The 25167-nt window shown below is 65.6% G+C and carries 16 protein-coding genes; 5 read left to right on the top strand and 11 right to left on the bottom strand.

Going from position 1 to position 25167, the window contains the following annotated elements:
• Nucleotides 1–44 precede the first annotated feature (44 nt).
• Together ACI2JO_RS12455 and ACI2JO_RS12450 are read left to right on the top strand one after the other, a co-directional pair.
• On the top strand, nt 45–671 hold the full coding sequence (locus ACI2JO_RS12455) for a hypothetical protein (protein ID WP_404721015.1): 627 nt from the start codon (nt 45–47) through the stop codon (nt 669–671).
• Between the two features lie 47 nt (nt 672–718).
• Nucleotides 719–1777, top strand: coding sequence for a spore coat protein U domain-containing protein (locus ACI2JO_RS12450; protein ID WP_404721014.1), 1059 nt, complete (start codon nt 719–721; stop codon nt 1775–1777).
• 171 nt (nt 1778–1948) lie between these two features.
• Here ACI2JO_RS12450 and ACI2JO_RS12445 read toward each other — a convergent pair whose 3' ends face one another.
• The 4 genes from ACI2JO_RS12445 to ACI2JO_RS12430 all read right to left on the bottom strand — a co-directional run bounded on the left by ACI2JO_RS12445 (nt 1949) and on the right by ACI2JO_RS12430 (nt 7465).
• A complete protein-coding gene (locus tag ACI2JO_RS12445) occupies nt 1949–2695 on the bottom strand; it encodes an SDR family NAD(P)-dependent oxidoreductase (RefSeq protein WP_404721013.1) in 747 nt (248 codons plus the stop codon).
• Between the two features lie 437 nt (nt 2696–3132).
• Nucleotides 3133–3957, bottom strand: coding sequence for a 2-oxo-tetronate isomerase (gene otnI, locus ACI2JO_RS12440; protein ID WP_404721012.1), 825 nt, complete (start codon nt 3955–3957; stop codon nt 3133–3135).
• A complete protein-coding gene (locus ACI2JO_RS12435; protein WP_404721011.1) occupies nt 3954–5246 on the bottom strand; it encodes a glycerate kinase in 1293 nt (430 codons plus the stop codon). Before ACI2JO_RS12435 ends, otnI begins: the two co-directional genes overlap by 4 nt.
• The gene (locus ACI2JO_RS12430; protein WP_404721010.1) at nt 5243–7465 is read right to left on the bottom strand and encodes a ThuA domain-containing protein; all 2223 of its coding nucleotides are present in this window, start codon (nt 7463–7465) and stop codon (nt 5243–5245) included. The genes ACI2JO_RS12435 and ACI2JO_RS12430 overlap by 4 nt, the downstream gene beginning before the upstream one ends.
• A 234-nt stretch (nt 7466–7699) precedes the next feature.
• Between ACI2JO_RS12430 and ACI2JO_RS12425 the strand changes: the two genes are divergently transcribed.
• Both ACI2JO_RS12425 and ACI2JO_RS12420 read left to right on the top strand, forming a co-directional pair.
• On the top strand, nt 7700–9304 hold the full coding sequence (locus ACI2JO_RS12425; protein ID WP_404721009.1) for an L-lactate permease: 1605 nt from the start codon (nt 7700–7702) through the stop codon (nt 9302–9304).
• A complete protein-coding gene (locus ACI2JO_RS12420; protein ID WP_404721008.1) occupies nt 9301–10071 on the top strand; it encodes a hypothetical protein in 771 nt (256 codons plus the stop codon). Before ACI2JO_RS12425 ends, ACI2JO_RS12420 begins: the two co-directional genes overlap by 4 nt.
• 80 nt (nt 10072–10151) lie before the next feature.
• Here ACI2JO_RS12420 and ACI2JO_RS12415 read toward each other — a convergent pair whose 3' ends face one another.
• From ACI2JO_RS12415 to ACI2JO_RS12385, 7 genes are all read right to left on the bottom strand, one after another.
• Nucleotides 10152–10946 (bottom strand): FCD domain-containing protein, encoded by a 795-nt coding sequence (locus ACI2JO_RS12415; RefSeq protein WP_404721007.1) that lies wholly within the window; start codon nt 10944–10946, stop codon nt 10152–10154.
• A 64-nt stretch (nt 10947–11010) separates the two neighbouring features.
• The gene (locus ACI2JO_RS12410) at nt 11011–13152 is read right to left on the bottom strand and encodes a beta-galactosidase trimerization domain-containing protein (protein WP_404721006.1); all 2142 of its coding nucleotides are present in this window, start codon (nt 13150–13152) and stop codon (nt 11011–11013) included.
• Entirely contained in the window at nt 13149–14135 is a 987-nt protein-coding gene (locus tag ACI2JO_RS12405) for a 2-hydroxy-3-oxopropionate reductase (protein ID WP_404721151.1), read from the bottom strand. The genes ACI2JO_RS12410 and ACI2JO_RS12405 overlap by 4 nt, the downstream gene beginning before the upstream one ends.
• The gene (locus tag ACI2JO_RS12400) at nt 14081–16690 is read right to left on the bottom strand and encodes a TonB-dependent receptor domain-containing protein (RefSeq protein WP_404721005.1); all 2610 of its coding nucleotides are present in this window, start codon (nt 16688–16690) and stop codon (nt 14081–14083) included. The genes ACI2JO_RS12405 and ACI2JO_RS12400 overlap by 55 nt, the downstream gene beginning before the upstream one ends.
• 588 nt (nt 16691–17278) lie before the next feature.
• Complete coding sequence (locus tag ACI2JO_RS12395; RefSeq protein ID WP_404721004.1) at nt 17279–18766, bottom strand: tryptophan halogenase family protein; 1488 nt, start codon at nt 18764–18766, stop codon at nt 17279–17281.
• Nucleotides 18763–20259: a tryptophan halogenase family protein gene (locus ACI2JO_RS12390; RefSeq protein ID WP_404721003.1), complete on the bottom strand. Its 1497-nt coding sequence runs from the start codon at nt 20257–20259 to the stop codon at nt 18763–18765. Before ACI2JO_RS12390 ends, ACI2JO_RS12395 begins: the two co-directional genes overlap by 4 nt.
• A 184-nt stretch (nt 20260–20443) precedes the next feature.
• On the bottom strand, nt 20444–23305 hold the full coding sequence (locus ACI2JO_RS12385) for a TonB-dependent receptor (RefSeq protein WP_404721002.1): 2862 nt from the start codon (nt 23303–23305) through the stop codon (nt 20444–20446).
• A gap of 285 nt (nt 23306–23590) precedes the next feature.
• On the opposite strand from ACI2JO_RS12385, the gene ACI2JO_RS12380 reads away from it, so the two are divergent.
• Entirely contained in the window at nt 23591–25150 is a 1560-nt protein-coding gene (locus ACI2JO_RS12380; RefSeq protein ID WP_404721001.1) for an alpha-glucosidase, read from the top strand.
• The last annotated feature ends 17 nt before the right edge of the window (nt 25151–25167 follow it).

Raw genomic sequence — 25167 nt, 5'->3', positions numbered from 1 at the left:
TGAGACAAAACTAAAATCGTGTAACTTGAGTAAGATAACGCGGCATGATTGTACTTATTGACTCCGATTTGGATGGTACCGTTGCCGCAGCCGCGCTCGCGGTCCGATACGGCTGGCCATATCGCCTTTCTGCCGCCGCAACCGTCTTGGCGTCCGAGGACGAGATCCTGCTTCACGCCGCCGATGCTGACACTGTGCCGAATGTTCGTGGCGCACTGCTCGCGACACCGGCACCAATTGTGGCGCTGGCGTCACCCGCGTGGCTCGCAGCCACCGACTGGAGCGCGCAGGGTTATGTCGCCGCCGTTGAGTGGCACCGGCTCTCCGCCGATCTGCCCGGCGTGATCGCAGAGTGGCGCCATGACACGCGGCTCGCGACGATCGAGCGGCTGGCCGCGACGTTCGGCGCCGCACCGATTGCCGGGCTGCTGCAAGGACTGCGCCACGCGCTCGAAGCCGCGTTGCATGCGCCAATGAACATGTCCCTGGTAGAAGAAGCGCATCGCATCGCGGGAGTTGCCGGGTCGCTCGGTTTTGCGGCGCTCGGCCGGCATTGGCTGCGCATCTCCCAACGCGGCAGCACGATCGACGCCGGCGCTCGTCGCGCAACCGTTCATGCGCTCGCGACGCTGGATCGCGCGAAGAACTGTCCAATCTTCACAGTATTTTAGCCACCTTCGGCTTAGGACCGACACCTGTCGAGCGACCTGAAAGCACCATGTCCCGCGCCCATCCTGCCCGATCGTCGATCCTGCTGCATGCGCTGTTGCTCGTGATCGCAGGCCTCGTCGGGGCGCTCGGCGCCACCCCCGCCACCGCCGCCGCCTGCACCGCTACCGCTTTAACCTCGACTGATCTCGGCAGCTTCTCGCCCGCCGCCATCGCCACCACGGGCGCGGTGCCCGCGTTGCGCAGCCGCGCCGGGCTGGTGTGCACGCCGGGACTGCTCAAGGTTCTGAGCGGCAACTACATCAAGGCGACGTTCCAGAGCCGTAATGCGCTGAAGCTCGCTCCCAGCACCGCCGGCGCGCCGACGCTCGGCTACGCGCTGTCCGCCGATCCCAACAACAGCGTCCCGATCGCGCAGAACGGCACGGTCGATTACATGCAGAACGATCTGCTCAATCTGCTCGGGTTGCTCGGCGGCACCTCGGCCGAATTGCCGTTCTTCGTCCGCCCGCTCGCCACCGCCGGCTTGCCGGAGGGCGTCTATACCGATCGTCTGACGATCAAATGGGACTGGTACATCTGTCAGGGCGTGGGCGCGCTTGGCGCATGCGTCCTCGGGCTGGAGAAAGACACCGCCACCACCGTGGTCGATATCACCCTGACGGTCGCCGCGCGCAGGCTGGTGCTCACCGCCTCCGGGCGCACCACCTGGGACCCGGTCAACGGCACCAGCTTTCCCAAGGCGCTGCCGGGTGGCAAGCGCCGTATCAGCGTGCAAGTCAACAATCCCGACATCGTGGCGACGGACGGCAACGTCACCATGGTGATGCCGATCGCGGCGCGTCAGACGCTCGCACTGGACGGCGATGGTACGTCCGCGGCGGTCGTCTCCTTCACGCTGAGCCCGGCGAACGGTGCGATCGCCCTTAGCTATGACGGACCGGCGAGCACCAGCGACGACGTCGACTTCTCCGCCGATCAGGGGCTCACCTGGACCTATGTGCCCGGTGCCTCCGCCGGGCAGACCAACGCGATCCGCTTCCGTCCGCGCGGTCGGCTGCCGGCGGGCGCGACACTGGACGTTTCCGTCCCCGTGGCGGTGAAATAGCGCACGACCTTGTGCCCCGGCGCGCAGAACGCCGGTATTATCGCCCCTCTTTGGGTCCCATCGGTGAACGCCCGTGCCCTCGATCACCAGCGTTGCTCAGCGCCAGAGCCGCTGTTCCGGCAGCAAGACTCTTCCACAACCGCCAAATCCCATCTGGCCCAGCTTGCCGCGTCATTCGTCGCGGGCCACCTGAAATCCCGCAAACGACTGACTTACCGGCATTAGTTCCAGCCGATTGACGTTCAGATGCGGTGGCAGGGTCGCGATCCACAGCACGGTGGCGGCGATATCCTCGGCGGTCATCGGCGTCGCACCGGCGTAGAGCGTGTCAGACGCGCCCTGATCGCCACCAGTGCGCACCAGCGTAAATTCAGTCTCGACCATGCCCGGATCGATCGCGCTCACGCGCACGCCGGTCCCGTGCAGATCCGAGCGAAGGTTGAGCGTGAATTGCTGCACGAACGCCTTGGTGCCGCCATACACGTTCCCGCCCGGATACGGATATGTCCCGGCGACCGACGCGATGTTCACAATCCCGCCCTTGCGCGCGATCAGCCCGGCCAGCAACCGGTGGGTGATCGAGACCAGCGCGGTGACGTTGGTATCGATCATCGTCCGCCATTGGTCGAGATCGGCCTTCTGCGCAGGGGCGGTGCCGAGCGCGAGGCCGGCATTGTTGACGAGCAGGTCGATCTCGCGAAACCGCGCCGGCAACGCGTCGAGCGCAGCATCCCGCGCCGCTTCGTCGCGGACGTCGAAGGCGGCGATATGCACCCGCTCGCCACATTCCTCCGCCAGCCCGGCAAGCCGGTCGGCGCGGCGTCCGGTCGCGATCACTTGCCAGCCCGCGCCGGCCAGCGCCCGCGTCGTCGCCTGACCGATCCCCGATGTGGCACCCGTAACAATCGCCGTCTTCATACGTCAGTCTCCCGTGGACGCCGCCGCTTTACCCGGCGACGCTTGGCCATTGGCTGGGATCTGCGCCGATCACGGATTCAATTCCAGCCCCGCTCCCCAACGCAGCCGGATCGCCGACGATGCCGTCCGTCCGTCCGTCCGTCCGGGCCGGGCCGTATGCGCGCAGAAGCGAACACCGTCCGGCGAACAGCGGTACGGGAAGGACCGGCTGATTGTAGAAGACGCGCTTATGCTACTCCGCCGGTGTGGCGGGAGCGCCGGTGGTGGTAGCATTGTGGATTGATGATGTGGCGTCCCACGCTGAAAAGATTGTGGAGGTTGCCATGGACTGAAGAGCAACCCGATCACCTCGGGCGACGAATAGAAGTAGCGAAACGGCGGGGCTGGCAGGCATGTGCGGCCGCCAAGACCAACCTGACCATCCTGCCATCCCCCGATTAGAAGCCGGTGCTTTCTGTCGGAAGGCTACCGCCCAGACGGTCGTTGAGATAAGGCGCTGCCCAGTGCAGCCCCTCGCGGGTGTCCGCTGTCGGCACATACTCACAGCCGATCCAGCCGTTGTAGTTCATCGACGCGATTCTGCCGAAGAGCCAGGGGAAGTTTAGCTCCCCCGTGCCGGGCTCGTGGCGCCCCGGGTTGTCTGCGATCTGGATATGACCGATGCGCGGAAGCAGTCGCTCGATGGTGCGCGCAACGTCGCCTTCCATGATTTGCATATGATAAACGTCATATAGCAATCGGACATTCTCGCGCCCCACGCTGTCGATCACGTCCAAAACTGCGTCGGTACGGTCATAGAAATATCCGGGCATATCGATGCGCGTATTGATCGGCTCAAGCACCAGCGTCACGCCATCCGCCGCCACCCGATCAGCCGCCAGCCGAGTGTTGGAGACCAGCGTGTCAGTCCATTGTCCCCGATCGGCATCATCAGGGATCTTGCCCGCCATCAGGTGCAAAGTTCGACAACCGGTGGCACGCGCGTAAGTGAGCGATAGGTCGAGGCTTTGCTGAAATTCTTCGATGCGGTCGGGATCGGCCGCGAAGCCGCGCTCGCCTGCCGCCCAATCGCCCGGCGGCAGATTGAACAAGGCCACGGTAAGGTCGTGTCGCCGCGCTGCATCGGCCACCGCCTCTGGCGACTCGGCATAAGGCGAAACGAACTCCACCGCTTCAAAGCCCGCCTCCGCCGCAGCGGCAAAGCGGTCGAGAAACGATAGTTCGGTGAACATCATCGTCAGGTTGGCCGCCAATCGCGTCATGCGTACATCTCCTGCGGCAGCACCAGCACTGCCCTGAAATCGTTGACGTTGGTCCGGGTCGGGCCGGTGAGCAGCAGATCGCCGAGCGCGTCGAACAGCGTGGCACTGTCGTGCGCGGCGAGAAAAGCGTGCGCGTCCGATGCCATCGCTTCGGCACGGGCGATCGTGTCCGGCGCGATCACCGCGCCAGCAGCTTGGCTCGCACCATCTTCGCCATCGGTGTCGGCAGCGAGCGCCCAAGTTCCGGCATGACCGTCTAGCGCGCAGGCGAGCGCGAGCGCGAACTCGGTGTTGCGGCCGCCGCGCCCACAGGCGCTTCCCGCGAGGGTGACCGTCGTCTCGCCACCGGACAGAAAAACCGTAGGCACCGCGACCCCTGCTGACGCGAGCCGCGCCATCTCGGCACCCAAAACGTGACTCTCGCCCTCCAGATCGTCGCCCAGCATAACCGGGGAGAACCCCAGCGACCGCGCGGCAGTCGCGGCTGCAGCGAGCGCAGCGGCGGGGGTGCCGATCAGCCGGAAGTCGTAATCATCGACTGCCAACGTCGATACAACCGGCGCGAGCAGCCGCTCCGCCACCGCCGCCGGCAGCTGATTCCCGAATAGTCCGACGACATGGCTTAAATCGGCATCGGCGGTCGGGTCCGGCACCGACGGCCCTGATGCAATCGACGCGACATCGTCACCCGGGATATCGCTGATCCCCAGCGTCACCACGCGCGCCGGCCGGGCGGCGGCGAGCAGCTTGCCGCCCTTTATCGCCGACAGGCGCCGCCGGACCATGTTCATCGTCCGGATATCCAGCCCGGAGGCGAGAAGCAGGCGGCTCACCTGCTGCTTGTCCGCCAGCGTGATGCCGTCCGCCGGCAAGGCCATCACCGACGATCCGCCGCCGGAGATCAGCACCAGCACCAGATCTTCGCGGGACAAGGTACTGACCATCGTCAGGATGTCGCGCGCTGCTGTCTCGCTCGCGGCGTCGGGCACCGGATGTGCCGCCTCGCTCACCCTTATGCGCCCGGCCGGTGCGCCATAGCCATACGGCACGACCACCAGTCCGCTCAGGGCGACGTCCGGCCATGCGACATCCACCGCCGCGGCCATCGCCGCCGCGGCCTTCCCTGCGCCAACCACGACACAACGGCCGGTCGGTCGCTCGGGAAGATGCTGCGCCAGCATGTGCGCCGGGTCAGCGCTGGCCACCGCCACGTCGAACAGATGCCGTAATGCGGCGCGCGCCTCACGGTCGGTCCATGTCGACGCTACGATCTGCGGGGCGGCGCTCATGCCAGATCAACCGCGACGACTTCGTGGAGCTTGACTTGCGGAACCTCGACGATCAGCCGATCGCCTTCTCGACGGTAGACGGCGTCGCGTTCGGCCTCCAGCAAACGTACCGTGGCGGGTCTGGTGCCAGCCGGCAGCTGCACGCTCACCTGATAGGGGCCAGCCGGGATCACCTCGCGCATATAGCCACGCATCGCCATCGGATTGGTCAGATTCACCAGATGCGCCGCAACCGAGTCGCGTTGACGCCAATATGCGATGTCGAGCAGCCCGGGGCCGCTGACCGTCATCGGCTCCTGCGCGTTCGCCGCCCAAGCCACCGCGTTGCGCAGCACCGTCAGATGGTCCCCGGTCGAGTTCTCCCAGAAGGTCCGGTCGAGATCGAAGGGGAAATAGATCACCCGCCCCTTTCCGACCGTGCGCGCGAACACCATCGGCACATCGGTGCTGCGGGTCGCGGTATAGACTTTTTCCATCGGCAGATCGGGATAGCTCGGCACCGAGGTGAACGCCGCACGCATCCGCGCGTCGTGGGAGCGTACGTGCACCAGCTTCGTGCCCGCCATGATCCGCGGCGTGTCGTCCAGCCCGGCGGTCAGCGGATGCGGACCACGTACCGACAGATAGCTGTTCGCCACCCGCTGATCGACGCGCCCGGCATAGTCGCAGCCGAACAGGTCAGCGAGCCCGAAATTGGCGCGTCGATTGCCCCACTCGTCGCACAAGCTGGTTTCATGCGTCGCGACGATCGCGCCACCACGTCTGACGTAGCCGCGCAGCGCCGCGCATTGCGCATCGGAGAGCGCGGCGATGTTCGGGAGGACGATCACACGATAACGATCGATTGCGGCGGGCTCGAGCAACCGTTCGTCGACGAACGCGAACGGCACGCGCGCCTCGACCAGCGCCTGATAGAAGCCGTTGGTGGCGTCGTCGGACCCGCCGCGCAGCGACTGCGCGTCCTGTGGGCCGCCGGCGCCATTATCGCGTGGGACTTCCGGTACATAGTAAGTGTTCGTCTGCGGCGAATGAAGCATCGCCACGCGCGACAGATTGTCGGTGTTGCGGAAGTATTTTTCATGCCGGGCATGCCACGCATAGGAGTCAGCCACCGCTGGCACCCAACGCTTGTCGAAGACCTCGGCCTTGAATTTGGTCATCCACGGGCGGAACCCGTGCGCCAGCCCGTCGTGCAGATAGGCGCGGATCTCGGTGGGTGCCTGCACGGAATCCATAAAACGATAAGGGGTTGCGGTTTCACCCACCGCAAAGATGCCGCTGACCGGACGATCCGGCATCAGGCAGGCGGTCTCCTTGGCGCTACGGCCGTTGAGCCATGCGGGTGCGTTGCCGCTGCGCGCCTGGCGATCCGCGAAAAGCGCGCGCGCGGTGCGGCGGAGGCGGCGCGGGTCGAGCCTGCCCCATGTTCCGGGCGTGAAAAAGGCCTGTGGGTTCACGCCGGTGACGGTACGCGCCCATAAATCGAGCTGTTCGTAGCGCATTTCGTCATCCCAGACGAGATAGGCGCGCACCGCGGGATCACCGACATCCTTCAGCGTCGCAGGAATCGCCCGACCGCTCGCCGTCCTGAACTTGGTGCGGCAGACGTCGCAATGGCAAATCCCCGCACTCCCCGCCCAGCGGTTGCCGAACACGCCGTCGACCGGATAGCGCGAGACGATCTCCCGAAGCACTTGCGGCATCCAGTCGAAGGTTACGGGGCCGTTGGGGCAGGTCAGATACAATTCGGGGTCGGCCGGGTGGCGTTTGGGTTGCCCGGCGGCGTCGCGAGCGGCCCATTCGGGATGCGCCGCCAGCGCGTCGGCGCGCATCGCGTGCGGATCGACCCGCGCCAAGACGCGAATGTCCATGTTCTTGCAGGCGTGGACCAGCTCGCCGAACATGTCGCCGTTGCCGAGGAACGGGCTGCGATAGTGGAACGGCACCTGCGTCGGATAAAAAGCGGTGACGCCACCGGCACTGAGACACACGCCTTGCGTGCGGGTCCGTTGCAGGAAATCGAGCCAGAATTGCTTGTCGTAGCGGCCGGGGTCATCCTCGGTAGCGCAGATCTGCACCCAGCGCATCGGACCCCATTCCCAGCCGCTGCCCGGCGTCTGGGCCAGCGCCGCGCCACCCGGCAATGCCGCCGCCGTTCCCAGCATCCCCGCACCGGCGATCACGCTGCGACGGTCGATCCCCGCGTCATTGCCGATCATGCCACCCTACTCCCCGGCGACCATCCGCCTCGTAGCTGGCTAAACTTTCTTACCACATAACGCAACAGCACATTGCAGAGATGCCGACGCGACGGCCTTCGTCGGAAAAACGCGCCCGGCTGTAGAGCCAAATAACACTCACCTACATAATTGGATAGTTTTGCTTGCCAAAATGGCCGACGTTCAGTTAGCCATGCCGCAGACGCCCGCAGGGCGCAGCGCGAGAGGAATGGTATGTTTCGTCAACTGGTTACGCCTGTCGCCGACAATCTACCTTTATCGTTCCTGCTGGCAACGCTGCCGATCGTGACGGTGCTGCTGCTGCTCGGCGTGCTGCGTCGGCCGGCGTGGCAGGCCTCACTTGCAGGCGTGGCCGTCGCGTTGCTGCTGGCCGTGACCATCTGGCAATTGCCCGCGGGCATGGCGCTCAACAGCATCGCCGCTGGCGCGACCTTCGCCGCGTGGCCGGTGATGTGGATCGTCCTCAACGCGCTGCTATTGTACAATGTCGCGGTCGCGTCGGGCAGCTTCGCGGCGTTCAGCGACTGGATGGTGCAGCATCTCCCCAACGACCGCCGCGTGGCGTTGATCGTCATCGGCTTTTCGTTCGGCTGCCTTCTGGAAGGCGTCGCCGGGTTCGGCACACCGATTGCGATCACCAGCGCGCTGCTCATCACGCTCGGCTTTCCCGCGGTCGAGGCGATCGTCTTTACGCTGATGTTCAACACCGCCCCGGTCGCCTTTGGCGCGCTCGGCTCGCCGATCATCACCTTGGGCGCGGTCACGCAGTTGCACGATGTGGCATTGGGCGCGATGGTCGGGCGGCAATTGCCGATCATCGCGCTGCTGCTGCCTTTCTATGTCATCGCGGTCTATGGCGGCGTGCGCGCGATCCGCGGCGTGTGGCCAGTGCTGCTGGTCGCGGGTGGATCGTTCGCGTCGATGCAGTTCCTGTCGTCCAATTTCCTCGGCTACGCGCTCACCGACGTGCTGTCGTCGCTGGCGTCGCTGATCTGCACCCTGTTGTTCGTCAAGCTGTGGCGCTTCGCACCCGACCCTGCGTTCGCCTTGCGTGCCGTCGAGCCCTCGCCGCCGGCGCCGGCCGCCGCGACCAACGGTCTTAAGGGCTGGCTCCCGTGGATCGTGCTGTCGGTGACGGTGATCCTGTGGGTCCATCTGAAGGTGAATGCGATCGGCGAACAGAAGCTGGAATGGCCCGGCCTGCACAACGCGATCTTCATCACCACCTATGGCAAAAGCTATGCCGCGATCTGGAGCTTCCAGCCACTCGCGACCGGCACCGCGATCCTGGTGGCGACGATCATCACCGCGTTGCTCGTGCGGCTCTCGGCCGCGCAACTCGCCGCTGCCGCCAAGCGCACGTTGCGCCAGATCCGGCTGCCGCTCGCCACGACGATGACGATCGTCGGGCTCGCCTACCTGATGAACTATTCGGGGATGGCCTATACGCTGGGCGTCGGCGTCGCGTCGGTCGGGCCGCTGTTCCCGCTGCTGTCGGCGTTCCTGGGCTGGCTGGCGGTGTTCCTGTCGGGCAGCGACACGTCGGGGAATGCGCTGTTCGGCAACCTGCAGGTGGTGGCGGCGCGGCAGCTCGATCTCAACCCGGTGCTGATGGCAGCGACCAACGCCTCGGGCGGGGTGCTGGGCAAGATGATCTCGCCGCAGAATATCGCCACCGGCACCAGCACCACCGATTGTCGCGGGCAGGAAGGCGCGATCCTTGCCCGGACCTTCAAGCACAGCGTCTTCCTGACGCTGGTGCTGGGCGTGATCGTGATGGTCCAGCAGCACCTGCTACCGTGGATGATCCCGTCGTGAGACGCGTCGCACTCGCCGCGCTGTTGCTGGCCGGGTGTGCGGGCAGCGGTGACTATCTCGCGGGCTTCACTGCCGCCGAGCGCCAGTCGATCCCGTTCGCGCCGATTACCGCCACCCGTCCCGGGGCGACGATGTTGGAAGCATACCGCCTGCAACACCGCTACGTTCGCACGCGGCTGCGTGCGGGTGACCGGATCGCCGGGTACAAGGGCGGGCTGATGTCGGAAGCGTCGCTGGCCGGGCGTGGCGTGGCCGAGCCGCTGGTCGGCGTGCTCTTCGCCGCGGGAAGCGCCGACGATGGTGCGACGATTTCGCTCTGCGGCTATCGCCGCGCCGCATTCGAGCTGAAGCTGGGGCACCGCGACGGGCAGGTGCTGCCGGTGATCGACCTGCCCGACATCGCGTATCGCGACCCCGATCATTATGGCGCGGTCGACATGGTGGCGGCGAACATTTCCGCCGCACGCTATGTTCGGGGCATGGCGCAACCGGCGGACGGGCGCGACCTCGATGCGCTACGCGTGACGCTGAGCCGTGATGGCCGGGCGATCGCCTCCGGGATATCAGGGGAGTCGTTGGGCGGGCAAAACGCGAGTCTCGCCACCGTGCGCGATCTGGCAGTGCGCGCCGGTTATGCGCCCCGCCCTGTCGACCTGATCGTCACGGGCAAGATCGGCGATCGTGGCTGGCTGCTGCCCGGGCGTTATGTTGCGGATTACGGACCGCTGGGACGGGTGACGTTCGCCGTTACGGCGTGCGCGGCATAGCATCTCCGCTTCTTGCCACAGACAGTCCAGTAGCGGGGCCGGATCAAGTCCGGGGCGACAAGTGAGGCAAGCGTCCGAGGTCACGCCTCGGCGGCACGCGCCTTCTTCGTTGCGACGATATCACCGCGCGCCAGTCGGCGGATGCTCGCCTCCAGCCGACGCTCGGCCTCGTAGATCTCGCGCTGCGTCCGCATTGCCGTGGTCATGTGCAGCCGCGCCGCATCGCGCGCGCCTTCGACGTCACCGGCCATGATCGCATCATAGATCGCCTGATGCTCGCGCAGCTGCGAGTCCTTCTCGCGACGATGCTCGTACAGGTTCTTGCGGTTGAGATAGACGTTCGAGCGCAGGATGCTCTCGATGCTGCGCATGAAGTGCATCATCATGAGGTTGTGGCTCGCCTCGTAGATGGCGAAGTGGAATTCGGCGTCGGTGCGCGCGATCTCGTCGACGTCCTGCGCCTCATGCGCGACCGTCATCGCCTCGAAGCAGCGCGTGATCGCCTCGCGATCGACCGACGAGGCGCGTTCGGCCGCGAAGGCGGCGGCGGCGGCTTCCATCTCGGCGCGCAATTCCAGACAGTCGATCCGTGCCTCGGGCGTGTCCATCAGTTGCAGCAGCGGATCGCGAAGGCTCTTGCCGATCTGGTCGCTGACGTGCGCGACACCCTGCGCGTTGGTGGTCAGGAAGCCGGCGGCGATCAGCTTGTCGAGCGCCTCGCGCAGCGACGGCCGCGACACGTCGAGCTTCGCCGACAGCTCGCGCTCGGACAACAGCCGCTCGCCGGGGCGCAGCGAGCCCTCTAGGATCATCTGCTGGACATGTTCTGCGATCGCATCAGCCAGTTTGGCGGGCCGAATGGAGGGTGCGTTCATCGGGGTGCGCCTGAAAACATGATCCAGATATAGCGATGGGCACGCGCCGCTGGAAGCGGCGACGTCAGCCGTTCAACAGTACCGCCTCGAACGCGCCGACCGCCGGCAGATCGAGCCATGTGAGTCCGGCGGCGTCGGGTGCCGTCGATGTCGCCAACGCCTGTCCGCCGACCAGCGCACGCGCGCCGGACACTCCGCCGCGGATGCCGAGCCGCAGGCCGTGCAGCGCAGGCGGCGCCGCATAATGCGTGTTCCGCTGCCCCGCGTAGTTCACCAACGTCAGCAGCGATGCGCCATCGCTGCGACTCATCATCATCAGCTCGACCGGGCCATCGCCCGTCAGCACGACTTGCGGTGCGGGCGCGTAACGCGCGATGAGTCGCTCGATCAGCTTGCGATGTACCGGCAGGCCATCGCGGAGATACTGCCAGCCGACGAACCACGGAAGGTGCGCGGCATGTCCCTTGCCATGCGCGCGCATCGAGACCCCGGGATCACGGCGCGCCGCAACGCCGGGGATCGCATAGCTGAATTCGGGCGGACCATAACGCTGGTCGGGGGCGAAGCGCATCAGCGTCTCGGCACCAGCGCGCGCGGTGCCGCCGGCATAGACGCCGTCGAGCGGTACGCGGCCGGTCACCTTGAGCGTGCTGACGTCCGGATCGAGCGTCCAGCCGTGGATCGGCTGTGGTGGCGTATAACGCGCGAGCGGGAAGCAGGCGAGCGGCACGGTGGCGCGCGGTTGCCCACGCTCGTCGAAAGCGCCGGGCATGGCGGTCGCGATCAGCAGCCCGCCGCGCTCGACGAAGCGGTCCAGCGCCGCCGCTTCCGCGTCCGACAGCATCATCGCATTGGGCAGGACGATCATGTCGAAGCCCGCGCTCAGGTCGGTGGTGCCATCGGCGACGCGCGCATCGCTGACAAAGCGGAACGGGATACGCGCGTCGACCAGTGCGCTGTACACTCCGCGCGCTTCCGCGGTCTGCCACGCCGCATAGGGGGTCATGCCCGCCAGCCGCGCCGACGCGCCCGATTGATAGAGGCCGACGCGCGCCGACTCCGCCATCCCCGCATAGGCACGTTCGTTCGCGGCGCGCCATTTGAACAACCGCGACACCGGCGGCAGGTAGGTCGGGTCGTCCTGGTCGGCGAGCGTGCCCATCAGGTACAGGTCCAGCTTCGCGCCGACGCCCATCGCCTGCGCCATACGGTTCTCGTGACAGGCGGCGGTCTCGGTCACCTGTCGCCACGGATAGTCGATGTGCGCGGTGGAGGTCGACGACCATGGCGTGCCGGGACTGCGGGCGAGCGCGGCGCGACATTGCTCGCCCGATTGATAGGCCCATTCCGGGCCGGTGCGGTCGACGCGGCGCTGCACCTCGCCGCGCCCGACCTGCTCGACGCTGTCGTGCTGCGCGATCGGCACGCCGGGTGCCAGCGTCGCAATGTGATCGGAGATGCGTTTGCGCAGCGCCTCGGACGTGCGCGCCTGAAAGGTGAGGTAATCGCGCCAGGCCGGGTCACCATAGCCCTCTTTCGCGGGCAGTTCGCGGCAGTACATTTCGCGGAACACGCGCCGGCAATTGCCGCACACGCAGATGCCGTGGTCGACATTGGCGTAGTCGGTGCGCGGATAGCCGGTCATGTTGAAGAAGATGCCGTCGGGCTTGTAGCGGGTCAGCCCCTCGCTGAGCAGCCGCAGCCCGTAATCCTGCGCCCAGCCGCCGTTCGGACACGCCTGATAGGTGCCGGCGAACGCGCGCGGGGTGCCGTCGCGGTTCTGCATGAACCAGTCGGGATGCGCGTCATAGACCGGCTGCATCGCCTTGGAGAGATCGAAGCGGCCGATATAAGCCAGACCCTCGTCGTGCGCGGCCTCGATCATCTCGCGCACGAAGTCGCCGCGGCCCATATACGGGTTGCGTCGCTGATAGGGCAGTTCTGTGGGATAGAAAGCGACGATCCCGCCGATGTTCGAGACGATGACGTTGCCGCCGAAGTCGCGGATCGCGCGCGCGATCGTGCGCGGGCTCTCGCGGATGTCGATCTCGCGCAAATTGGTCTGCACGATGCGGTAATCCTGCAACCACCAACGCTTGGGATCGAACGTGCCACCGGTCCGCGGCGCCTGCGCCAGCGCGCCGCCCGCCACGCTGAACCCGGCGAGCGACAGCGTCTGGAGCGCAAGGCGCCGCGTGATGGTCACGCCTCGACCTTCGCGATCTGATGGTCGGCGAGCGCCTCCAGCGCCTGCACCATCGCCGAATGATCCCGGTCCGCCCCGCCGCGCGCAACGCAGGCGCTGAACAATTGCTGCGCCGAGGCGGTGTTCGGCAGCGCGAGGCCCAGCACGCGGGCGCTCGACAGCGCCAGGTTGAGGTCCTTCTGGTGCAAGGCAATGCGGAAGCCGGGCGCGAAGGTGCGGTCGATCATCCGCTGCCCGTGCACCTCCAGCACGCGCGACGCGGCGAAGCCGCCCATCAGCGCGGCGCGGACCTTGTCGGGATCGACGCCGGCCTTGGACGCGAACAGCAGCGCCTCGCCGACCGCCTCGATGTTGAGCGCGACGATGATCTGGTTCGCGACCTTCGCGACCTGTCCGGCGCCGACCTCTCCCACATGCGTGACGTTCTTGCCCATCGCCGCGAACAGCGGCGCGACCCGAGCGAACGCCGCCTCGCTGCCGCCGCACATGATCGTCAGCGTCGCCGCCTTCGCGCCGACCTCGCCGCCCGACACCGGCGCATCGACATAGTCACCGCCCGCCGCCGCGACGCGCGCGGCGAAGTCGCGGGTCGCGATCGGGTCGATTGAGCTCATGTCGACAACGCACGTGCCGGAACGCAGCCCGGCGACGACGCCCTGCTCGCCGAACAGCGCGCGCTCGACGTCGGGGGTGTCGGGGAGCATCAGGATCACGACCTCGGCTTCGGCGGCGAGATCGTGCGCCGACGCGCAGACGGTCGCCCCGCCGGCCAGCAGTTCCTCCGGCACCGGCGAGCGGTGTTGCACCAGCAGCAGTTCATGCCCCGCCGCCTGCAAGTGCCCGGCCATCGGCCGCCCCATGATCCCGGTGCCGACAAAACCGATCTTCATGCGCTGTACCTCGAACGTGGAAGGGTGATGCTTGCCGCCTAGAAGCGGATCCGCCCGCCGATGCCGACCACGCGACCGCGCAGGTCGTGATATTGCGACAGCGTGGCGAGCGCGACGGTGATGCTCGATTCCGCCAGCAGCGGCGGGTCGGTGTCGGTCAGGTTCTCGACCTTGGCGTAGATCTGGAAGCGATCGGTGACGTCATAGGTCACCGACATGTCGGTATAGAGATACGCCGGATAATGGTTGCGGTTCAGGTCGAGCGGCCCGAACGCATTGTCGAAGGTGCCCGGGCCGATATAGTTGAACAGCAGCCGCAGGTTGAGCGGCCCCTGATCGTACAGGAACGTCGTCGAGCCACGCCACTTCGGGGTCGCGAACCCGCCCTGCAATTGCCCGGCGGTGTTGACCTGTCCGTTTGCCGTGGACGAGATCAGCCGGTCGACATAGGTCGCCAGCGCGCGGGTGGTGAAGGTGCCCGCGAACAGCGGAAAGGCATAGCTCGCCTCGAAGTCGACGCCGCGGGTCTTGAGCGTCTGGGCGTTGAACGAGTTGGCGTTGACCTGCGTGATCGCGCCGGTGTCGTCACGCAACACGCCGGCGCAGAAGACTTGGTCGCCACGGCCGCACCGATCGACCACCTCCTGCTGCCCCGGCGTGATGATCGCGTCGCGCAGATCGATGTTGTAGAAGTCGGCCGACAGCTGCAATCGCGGAATGAACGACGGTTGCAACACGACGCCGCCGGTGAAGGTATAGGCGGTTTCCGGGCCGAGGTTCGGATTGCCGCCGATCAGGAAGTTCACGTTGGCGGTGCGATTGGTCAGGTAATCGGTGACGGTGCCAATGCGGATGTTGGCCTGCGCGAACAGGTCATTGATGCGCGGCGCGCGGAAATCGCGCGAATAGGTGCTGCGCAGGCGGATATCGTCGTTGATCGCGTAGTTCAGCCCGACCTTCCATACTGCGGTCGACCCCACGGTGCTGTAATCGACGAAGCGTCCGGCCAGATCGACGTCGAGGCTGCGCGCGAACGAGGTCTCGCGCGCCAGCGGAATCGACATCTCGCCATAGGCTTCCTTGACCTCCAGCTTGCCATAGTAGGAACCGAACGTGCCCTGTCGCCAGCCATTGACGTCCGAGACAGGGTCCGATCGGTTGTCGACCGAGTCTCGCCGATATTCGCTGCCCACCGCCACTTTGACCGGGCCGGCCCAGGTGTTGAACACGGTACCCGACACGTTCAGGTTGACGATGCCGCTCTGCGACCGTGAGTCCTGCCGTGAAGTGCCGAGCACATAGGCGTTTACTTCAGGCGTCACCGCGCCGATGCCGAAGATGTTGGCCGGGACGCAGCCGTTGCCAGGGTTGGTCAACGTCGAACGGCACACCGGCTGACCATTTGGACCGATCACCGGATCAAGCGCCAGTGCCCAGTTCGCCTGGTTGCGATTGTTGCGGCCCTCGATCAGCGAGCGGGCGTAGGTGTAGCTGCCGCCCAGCGCCCACTTCCACGTTTCGGAGAGCGAACCGGTAAGCGCGCCGCTGACGCGATAATAGCTGTTCTCGGTCGAGTTTTCGTTACGTCCCTGCTCGGGATTGTAGCGTCCGACGCGGATGGTGGTCAGGTTGTTGGCGACCATCGCCGCGCGAATGTTGGCAGGCAGGAAAGCATTGTCGCGGCGTACGGTAATGTCGCCGTTGTTGGTGTTGTAATTGCCGGTGCTGCGCGCCAGCGTATTGGCGGCCAGTACATCGAGGCGACCCGTGACGTCATCGCTGAAGTCGTAACTGAGCCGGCCAAAGCCGCTGATCTGCCGGGAGGCGACCTGCAGGGGCGCGAAGTTCGGCTGCGGCATCAATCCCTCGCCGCCTTCCATCCAGACGGTACCGACATTGGCGCCCTGCTGGAAGATCGACTGTGCGCCGTTGGCGCCGAACTGGATGTTACGCAGCGGCCCCGCCGAGGTGATGACGCCGCCGGCAGTCATCTGCGAATAGCGCGCGTTCGGCACGATCAATTGCCGGAACTGGCCGTTGGTCGGCGTATAGGCCGCGTTGGGGATGAAGGTGACGCCATTCTGCCCCCAGTCGCGTGCGCCCTGGTAGACGATGTCCGGCTGATTGAAATAGGAACCGGCGATCAGGAAGCGCCCGCGGCCGCCACCGAACTTGCCGCCGTACAGGGCGCTGGCGGATACCTGGCCAAGATCGCCATGAGTGGAGACGTTGTACTGAGCGTCGAGTTTCCCGCCCTGTACATTGTCGGCCAAGATGAGATTGACCACGCCGGTGATCGCGTCGGAGCCGTAGACGGAGGACGCACCCGCCGTCACGATGTCGAGCCGCGCGATCAGGGGCGCGGGCAGGATGTTGATGTCGAAGCCGTTGGCGATCGGGCTGCTGTCCATCATGCGCTGCCCGTCAACCAGCAGCAACGTGCGCGTGGAGCCGAGCGCGCGCATGTTGAAGGTCGCCAGACCCAGATTGCGCCCGCTGCCGTTGTTGCGGTTGGGACGCAGCGCCGGAACGTCGCGCAGCAGGTCGACGACGTTGGTGGCCGCCTTCTGCTCCAGCTGCTGCTCGGTGATCGTGGTGATCGGTGTCGGCTGCTGGAAGGTGGATCGTGCGATGCGACTTCCCGTCACCACGACCTCGCCCGGACCTTCATCCTGCGACGCAGCCGCAGTCGGGTCTGCGGGCAGCGCGATCGAGGGATCATCCGCGGCCGCTGGCCCGTCGGTTGATTGCTGGGCCTGGGCGGGCAGGGATTGGCAAAGGGCGACGGCACAAACGCCGACAGCCAGCAAATTCAAATGAGACAGGCGCTTCATCGTCCCCTCCGTCAGATGGTGTATCCATCTTTGTATCGCGCTTTGGATAGGACATATTACCACTAGGATCAATGGAAAACATTTTGATCCTGAAAGCGAGAGGCGAACGCCGTTGATGACTCGAGGCATCGCGTGATCGTCCGCGTCGTGGCCACGCGCGAGCGGTGCAGAAGGCTAGCGACAGGGTGGCGGCAGACTGGCGAGCAGATGACCGCTACGCGGCCTTACGGGCGGATGATCCGGCCATAAGCGTCCGGCAAGCTCGTAATCCGGCGCCATACCAAGCGCACTTCGAGCGATCCTCCGGGTCGCCGCCGGTGACGGGTGGAAGAAGCGGAGCGGCGAGGGTGGCTAGCGCGGACGAAGCATGCGCTGCCCTACCCCACCGTCAACCGTTTACCATCAGGTACAAATGGTCTGTCGGCGCCCGGCAAACACATCCGCCTGTGTCGGGAAATTCAACGCACACCCGGCCAGAAATGCCGCGATCCCGCGTTCGCCATGGAAGTCCACGTCGTCCCGCCGGGGCGCACTGACCTGCGGAAAGGCACAATAGCCTGCGAGCAGGCAGTGCCAGGATATTTCTCCGAAATGCGAGCTGTTATCTCGCAAGACCGCTCCGAGATCACCACGCCGGAACCAGACGTCCAGCACCTCCAGCAAACCGTCGGGCACCGCCGGGTTCGCGGCATTCGCGCGCCAGTAATCGGTGTCTGCCCGGGTGGTAAGTTTGTAATGCGCGACGATATAGTCCCGCACGCCGTCGATCCGTGCGTTGATCGTGTCGTTGAAGGCGGCACGCGCGCGATCGGTGACGCCGTCACGATCAATATGCGCGATGAACTGCTCGACAGTTCCCAGCACCAGATGCAGCGCGGTGGCCTCCAGGGGCTCGAGGAAACCCTGTGCCAGCCCGATCGCCACCACATTGTGCGCCCATGACCGCTCCAGCCGCCCGACCCGAAAGCGCAAGTGGCGCGCAACGGCGTCGTTGCGCGCGTCTAGCCCGTCGCGCAACTCTGCCTCGGCGGCATCGGCGGACTGGAACGCGCTGGCATAGACATAGCCGTGCCCGGTACGATGCCTCAGCGGGATCGCCCAGCGCCAGCCATTCGAGTGCGCGGTCGCCACCGTTTCGACGCCGGGCGCGTCGGTGGTCGAAATCGGCAGCACCACCGCCGCGTCGTTGAACAGTTGATCCGCGAAGCTGCGGTACGGCACGCCCAGCGTCTGCTCGACCAGCAAACCCGCAAGGCCGCTCGCGTCGATGAACAGATCGGCAGCGATGTCCTCGCCCGTGTCGGTGACCAGCGCGGCCATATCGCCGTTCTCTGCGCGCGACGCTCCCACCACGCGCGCCTGGCGGTGCGCGACACCGCGCGTGACAGCCAAGTCGCGCAGATACGCGCCCAGCAGCCCGGCGTCGAAATGATAGCCATATTCCATCCGGAACGGGAACGACGGCGGCGTCAGCGGTGCCTTCCCCTCCGCCGACAGTCGCGCCCCCAGCAGAAAGGCATCGGGATGCACCGGCACGTCGTGCCCCAGCCGCCGGTTTCGGCAATTGAGCACGAACGCCTCCTGCGTATGCACGTCGACCTGCGTCGTGAACGGATGGCGGTAGCTTTGCCAAGGCGCGGCAGGGCTCCATCGGTCGAAGCGGATACCGACCTTGTAGGTCGCCTGACAGCGCGGCATCCAGTCGTCCTCCGCGATCCCGATCAGTTCGAAGAAGCGCTTGAGTGTCGGGGTCGAGCCCTCCCCCACCCCGATCGTACCGATGTCGGGCGATTCAATCAGCGTTACCGCCGCGTCGGGCCACGCCTGCCGGAGCAGATGCGCGGCGAGCCATCCCGCCGTTCCGCCGCCCAGGATCGCGACGCGGCTCACGCGATCCCGCCGCACGCGCGCAGGAAATCGTCATGGCGTGGCATCTTCGCCAGCGGTTCGCGCTTCGCCGCCGCCAATTCGCGCAACTGCTCCGCCAGTTGGCGTGCATCGACGCCATCGGCAAGCGGATGCCGCGCGGCGGGAACGATACCCTGCCCCAGCAGCACCTGCACCCACGACGGCTCCAGGAAAATATCGAGCGGATCTTGCGTCAACACGCCCCCGGCGCGGAACAGCGCGATCTTCGCCGCCAGCCGCTCGGGCACCACCATGTCACGCAGGTCGCGCCAAAAGGCGGAATCGTCACGGCGCGTCGCGTGATAATGCAGAATGATGAAGTCGCGCACGGTCTCATATTCGACCTGTGAATGACGATTGTATTCGGCGACCATCAGCGGATCGAGGCCGCCCGCCGTCGGAAAGAAATGTAGCAACCGCACGATCGCCGACTGGATCAGATAGATGCTGGTTGATTCCAGCGGTTCGAGAAAGCCGCTCGACAGCCCGACCGCGACGACATTGTGGTGCCACTGCCGCCGCGCCCGCCCGGTGCGGAACCGGATGACACGCGGATCGGCCAGCGCCGGGCTGCCGATATTGTCGAGCAGCAGCGCGGCGGCCTGATCGTCGCTCAGATGGCGGCTGCTATAGACGAGGCCGTTGCCATTGCGATGCTGAAGCGGAATGCGCCATTGCCACCCCGCGGTTCGGGCGATCGACTGCGTATAGGGCGCCGTCTCCGCGAACCGTTCGGACGGCACCGCGATCGCGCGGTCGCACGGCAGCCAATGCCCCCAATCCTCATAGCCGACGTTCAACTGCTGCTGGATCAACAGCCCGCGCGCGCCCGAGCAATCGACGAACAGGTCGCCCTCGACCCGCCGTCCGTCGCGCAACACCAGGGACGTGACGTCGCCGCGCTCGCCATCGCGTTCGACCGCGCTCACCATACCCTCGACACGCGTCACGCCGCGCGCCTCGCTGTAGCGACGCAGAAACTGCCCGTAGAGCGAGCTGTCGAAATGATAGGCATAGGGCAGGCTCCATGCCGGATCGCCGCTTTGAATCGGCGCAAACCTGCCCGCGCGTGCACAGAGGTAATTCAGGTCGAAGTCCCAGTAATGGGCGTCGATCCCTTCGGCCCGCGCGCGGTGCCAGAAATGGTGGAAGGGGCAGAAGGCGATCCCCCGCCCCGCCGCACCGAATGTGTGAAAATAGGATTCGCCGGGCGCGCCCCAGTCGTCGAACCGGATCGCCAGCTTGATCGTCGCTTTCGTCTCGCGCAGAAACGCGGCCTCGTCGATGCCCAGCGTCGCGTTGACGTGCTGGATCGGCGGGATCGTCGCCTCGCCGACGCCGATGATGCCGATTTCCTCGGATTCGACCAGCGTGGTCCGCACCTGATCGCCCAGCACCCGCGCGATCAACGCCGCCGCCATCCATCCTGCGGTTCCGCCGCCAACGATGACGATGCGTTCGATCGCTGCTGGCATGTGGCACCTCCCCGGTTGGTTCGTCATCCTAGTCACCTTCCCTTTACCACGACCACCCCGGCGAACGCGGAGGGCCAGGCAAGGAAATTGATGCCGCGACGCGCAACGCGTAACGATGACAGCTCTACGCCCCCGACCCGGCTTCCGCCGGTCCGGCAACGTCACGGAAGGTACACCTGCGCGATCAGAAGATCGCGTAGGTCAGATTGAGCATGAAGTTGCGCCCGAACGTTTCGTTGCGCAGGAACAGTCCCGTCTCCGAATCCGAATAGGTATCACGCTCGTTGGTCAGGTTCATGGCCTGCAACGATATGCGAAGTCCCTTCAGATACTTGATGTCGGTGCCCGCGAAATCATAGCCGATCTGCGCGTCGACCAACGTCTGCGCGCTACGATTGAGCGGCGCGAGCGTGTTGCTGCCACCGCGATCCTCCGACACCCACTTCGACCGGTTGTTTGCCGACACGCGCGCCGAGAAGCCGTATTTTTCGAAATAGGCGGTTCCCTGGAACACCCGCGCCGACAGGCCCGGAATGTCGAGTCCGCCGTCCAATCCGCCATCGGTCAGCGCTGCCGCGCCGGTGACGCCGAACCCGTCCAGCGCGCCGGTCAACAGCCGCAGTGGGAACGACCCCTGCAATTCGATGCCCTTCACCTCGCCGCGCAGGCCGCCGCGATAGGTGGTATCGACGCCCAGGAAGGTGGCGGGCGCGATGACATTGTTGTTGGTGTCGACGGCCTGGTGATAACCGGGAATGTAGAACTGGCTATAGTCGCGGATCGTGGTGCTCTGGATGTTCCAGTTCAGCAGCTTCTTGTAGAAGCCCGACGCCGAGACGAAACCGTCCGGCGCGAAGTAGAATTCGTAGGAAAGGTCGAGCTGGTTGGCCTCATAGGGGCGCAGGCGCGCGTTGCCGCCGGTCGACAACCACGGACCGCGGGCGGGATCGGTGCTGGTCACCTCCGCCACGTTGTTGCGGAATTTCACCGACGATCCCGGGTTCAGGAAGTCGATGCGCGGGCGGCTGACCACCTTCGATGCGGCGAAGCGGACCGTATGGCCATTCCCGAGATCGAAGTTCAGGTTCATGCTTGGCAGAAAGCGCGTATATTTCGCGCCGTCGCTGATCGGCGTGGCCTGCACCCGCAGGTTCGACCCGACCAGCGAGGTGAAACCCGTGCCGCGCTGATCGGTGATCAGCGCCTGCACGCCGACGTTACCGAACATGCGCACGGCGTCGGTCGTCACCTCGAAATCGGCCTTGATCGACGGCTGCCACACCTTCTCGCGGATCGTATAGGTGTCACCCAGACGATCCGGCTCCAGCGCGCCCGCATCCCAGCGGCGATAGAAGTCGCTGTTGATCAGACCCAGCGCGTCATAGGCGACGACATTGCCGAGCCCCGCCCAGCCGAGATCCGCCACGCCGCGGCGAGCGCTTTCAGGAATCGGACCGTCCGATGGATAGGTCTCTGCGGTCAGGAAGAAGCCCTGATTCGTCTTCGCCTTCTTGTGATCCGAATAGCGCAGCGCAATGGTGATCGACTTCAGCACGCTGTCGTCGAAGCGATAATTCGCCTGCAATCGCGCCGCGTTGAGGAATTCGTCAAACAATGCCGAGTTGACGAAGCCGTCCTGCGCCTGCGCGAAGCCGATACCGGCGGCCCGCGCCGCCGCGGTGTTCAGCTCAGTGATCGGCGCCAGGCTGCCGCCCCACGCCTGCGGACCGGCCAGCTTCACGGCCGCATAATTGTCGAACGATTGGCTGTTGTTCGAGAACATCAGCCCGCGATCGGTATAGTTCCACTCCCGGATCGTGTCCGGACCCTGCGACGCCAGACCGGCGCGACCGAGGCCCGAATAACTTTCGCCGCGCGTGTCGTTCTTGCTGCTTTCCGAATGCGACAGGTCGAGCGTCAGGTCGAGGTTCGAGGTCGCGGCATAGTCGAAATTGCCACCGACGACGAACAGCTTGCCCTGCTTGTCGAGCGGATCGCTGCGCAGCACCGACTTGTAGCCCGAGGTACGCGCCGAGGTGACGAGATCGCCGTCCGACCCGAGAATACCGCTGCCGTCCGCGGCGACCGGCAATTGCTCAATGAACCCGCGCGAGATGCCCTTGTCAGAGAAGTCGATGTAAAGCCCGTCGACGGTCGCGGTGAACTTGTCACTGGGGCGCCACTGCAACACGCCGGCCAGCGTATCGCGCTTCAGCACGCGCGAACGCGCCGCCGTCTCGTGCCCCGACACGACCTGCTTGCCCGCGTTCGGGCCGGAGGTGACCGCCCCGTCGTCATAGCCCCAGACGCTGGAGAACCGGTCCTGTACCGGCGACGACGTGGTCGCCGCCGTCAGGGCGATGCCGATCGTATCGTTGGCGAACTTGTCGCTGAACGAGATCGCGGCGCGATAGCCGCGATTGCTGAAATCCGGATTGCTCGACGATTGGCCGTTCTGCTCGATGCTGCCGTTGACGATCAGCGCGCGCTTGCGCTCGAGCGGACGGACAGTGCGGATGTCGACCGTGCCGCCGACACCCATCGCGGTCAGCCCGGCATCGGGCGTCTTGTACACGACCGCACTGCCGACGATTTCCGCCGGATAGAGGTCGTATTCGACGCCGCGATTGTCACCGATGCCGATCAATTCGCGCCCGTTCAGCGTCGTGCCCACGAAATCTTCGCGGAAGCCGCGCACCGAGATGCCGCTGATGCGCCCGGAACGACGCTCGCCCGCCAGACCGGCGAGACGGCCCAGCGAATCGGCAACACTCGATTGCGGCAGCTTGCCGATGTCTTCCGCGGAAACTGCCTCGACGACGGAGGTGCTGTTCCGCTTGATCGCCTGCGCGCGCTCCAGGCTGGCGCGCAGGCCGGTCACGACGATGTCCTGCGGCGTGGAAGCGTCTTCACCCGATGGCGGGACGGTGGGATCGCTGGCGGGGGCGGGATCGGGCACGACGGTCGTCTGCGCGAACGCGGCACCGCTGCCGAGCAGCGCGACAGCTGCGGTCGAGCAAGCGAGCAAGTGACGTATGGTGGTCATCGCAGAACCCCTCCCTGTAATCGCCCGGCGTTATTGCCGTAGCGTCAAGCAATGCACTTTACCTAAAGGCCAGTGCAATCGATTGCAATCAAAAATTTCGCCGTTACTGTGTACCTTGGAAGCACGGCTGGGAACGGCGTAGAGAGGATGCGGGCGATGCGGAAGAGCTTGGCCGGAACTTTATTTGCGGTAGCGCTATCAGGCGTTTCACTGTTGCCTTTAGGTGCCACTGCCCAGCCGCTGGCTGCTGCGAAAGCCGACGCGGTTCCATGGTGGAAACATGCCGTGATCTATGAAATTTATCCACGCAGCTTTCAGGATACGGACGGCGATGGTGTCGGGGATCTGCGTGGGATCACGTCGCGCCTAGACTATCTGCAAGCGCTGGGCGTCGACGCGATTTGGGTGACGCCGTTCTTCCCCTCGCCGAACGCCGATTTCGGCTACGACGTCGCTGACTATACCGCCGTCGATCCGCGCTATGGCACGATGGCCGACTGGGACCAACTTGTTGCGGCGGCCAATAAGCGGGGCATCCGCGTGATGGTCGATCTGGTCGTCAACCACAGCTCTGCCGAACATCCATGGTTCAAGGAGTCGCGTCGTTCGCGCGCGAACCCCAAGGCGGACTGGTACATATGGCGCGACGGCACGCCCGACACGCCGCCCACCAACTGGCAATCGATCTTCGGCGGCCCTGCGTGGACCTGGGATAAGACCCGCAAGCAGTGGTATTATCATATATTCCTGCCGCAGCAGCCAGACCTTAACTGGTCGAACTCCGCGCTCAGGAAGGCGATGTTCGACGTCGTGCGCTTCTGGCTGGATCACGGCGCGGCGGGCTTCCGGCTGGATGCGACCCCCTATCTGTTCGAGGACCCGACATGGCCGCAGGATCCCGATCCGAAGGGCGGTGATCCCGTCTGGCTGAAACCATATAATTCGCAGCTTCCCGGCACGAACCAGGTGCTGCGCGAGATGCGCAAGATCGTCGACGACTACCCGGGCAACCCGGTCCTGCTCGGTGAGTCCTCGACCCGAAACATCCAGCAGCTGCGCGCGGTCTACGGGAAGAACAAGGACGAAATTCACCTGCCGATGAACTTCCTGGTCGGCAACATCGACAAGCTCGACGCCGCCACCTTCAAACGCCGTTATGACGAGGCCGCAACGCAGCTCGACGGGCTTACCCCGGTCGAGTTTTTCAGCAACCACGACCAGTCGCGCCAGTATAGCGAATTCGGCGATGGCCAGCACGACGCGCTGATCGGCAAGATGACCGCGGCGCTCACCCTGCTCAATCCCGGCACGGCGCTGCTCTATTTCGGCGAAGAGATCGGGATGAGCGATATGGACAAGGCGAGGCTCTCGAAGGTGCCGCTCGGCCCGAACCGCCCGCGTGCCGACGAACGTGATCGCGCGCGGACGCCGATGCAGTGGAGCGCCGCGCCGAACGCCGGCTTCACGACCGGCACGCCGTGGCTGCCGGTTGAGGCGCGCTATACCAGGGTGAATACCGAAGCGCAGCGCAGGGACCCGGCATCGCTGCTCAACTGGTATCGCACGCTTATTGACCTTCGCAGGAACGACGCGGTCTTTCGCGGGGGCAGCTATATTCCGTTGACCAGCAGCGATCCCGAGCTGTTCGCCTTCGCGCGTGAGGACGGGAGCGGCCGGGGAGCGCTGGTGATCGCCAATACCGGGGCGACGTCCCGCAACGCGGCGCCAGCGGGGTGGACGGGTCCGAAGCCCGTCTTCGGCGCGCAAAGCTGCGCCTCGGGCGCGTCAGGAAGCGGAATGATGATCGCGGCCTATGACACCTGCATCGTCCGCTATATGCGCTGAGGGCGCTTTGGCCTGGC

The sequence above is a fragment of the Sphingomonas sp. NPDC079357 genome (genome assembly GCF_044901155.1).
GTDB lineage: Bacteria > Pseudomonadota > Alphaproteobacteria > Sphingomonadales > Sphingomonadaceae > Sphingomonas.
The sequence above is the reverse complement of the archived record's forward strand: the minus strand, read 5'-3'. Positions and strand labels throughout refer to the sequence as shown.

Coding starts and splice junctions, on each gene's coding strand:
- ACI2JO_RS12455 (WP_404721015.1), top strand. CDS start 45: ATGATTGTACTTATTGACTCCGATTTGGATGGTACCGTTGCCGCAGCC.
- ACI2JO_RS12450 (WP_404721014.1), top strand. CDS start 719: ATGTCCCGCGCCCATCCTGCCCGATCGTCGATCCTGCTGCATGCGCTG.
- ACI2JO_RS12445 (WP_404721013.1), bottom strand. CDS start 2,695: ATGAAGACGGCGATTGTTACGGGTGCCACATCGGGGATCGGTCAGGCG.
- otnI (WP_404721012.1), bottom strand. CDS start 3,957: ATGACGCGATTGGCGGCCAACCTGACGATGATGTTCACCGAACTATCG.
- ACI2JO_RS12435 (WP_404721011.1), bottom strand. CDS start 5,246: ATGAGCGCCGCCCCGCAGATCGTAGCGTCGACATGGACCGACCGTGAG.
- ACI2JO_RS12430 (WP_404721010.1), bottom strand. CDS start 7,465: ATGATCGGCAATGACGCGGGGATCGACCGTCGCAGCGTGATCGCCGGT.
- ACI2JO_RS12425 (WP_404721009.1), top strand. CDS start 7,700: ATGTTTCGTCAACTGGTTACGCCTGTCGCCGACAATCTACCTTTATCG.
- ACI2JO_RS12415 (WP_404721007.1), bottom strand. CDS start 10,946: ATGAACGCACCCTCCATTCGGCCCGCCAAACTGGCTGATGCGATCGCA.
- ACI2JO_RS12390 (WP_404721003.1), bottom strand. CDS start 20,259: ATGCCAGCAGCGATCGAACGCATCGTCATCGTTGGCGGCGGAACCGCA.
- ACI2JO_RS12385 (WP_404721002.1), bottom strand. CDS start 23,305: ATGACCACCATACGTCACTTGCTCGCTTGCTCGACCGCAGCTGTCGCG.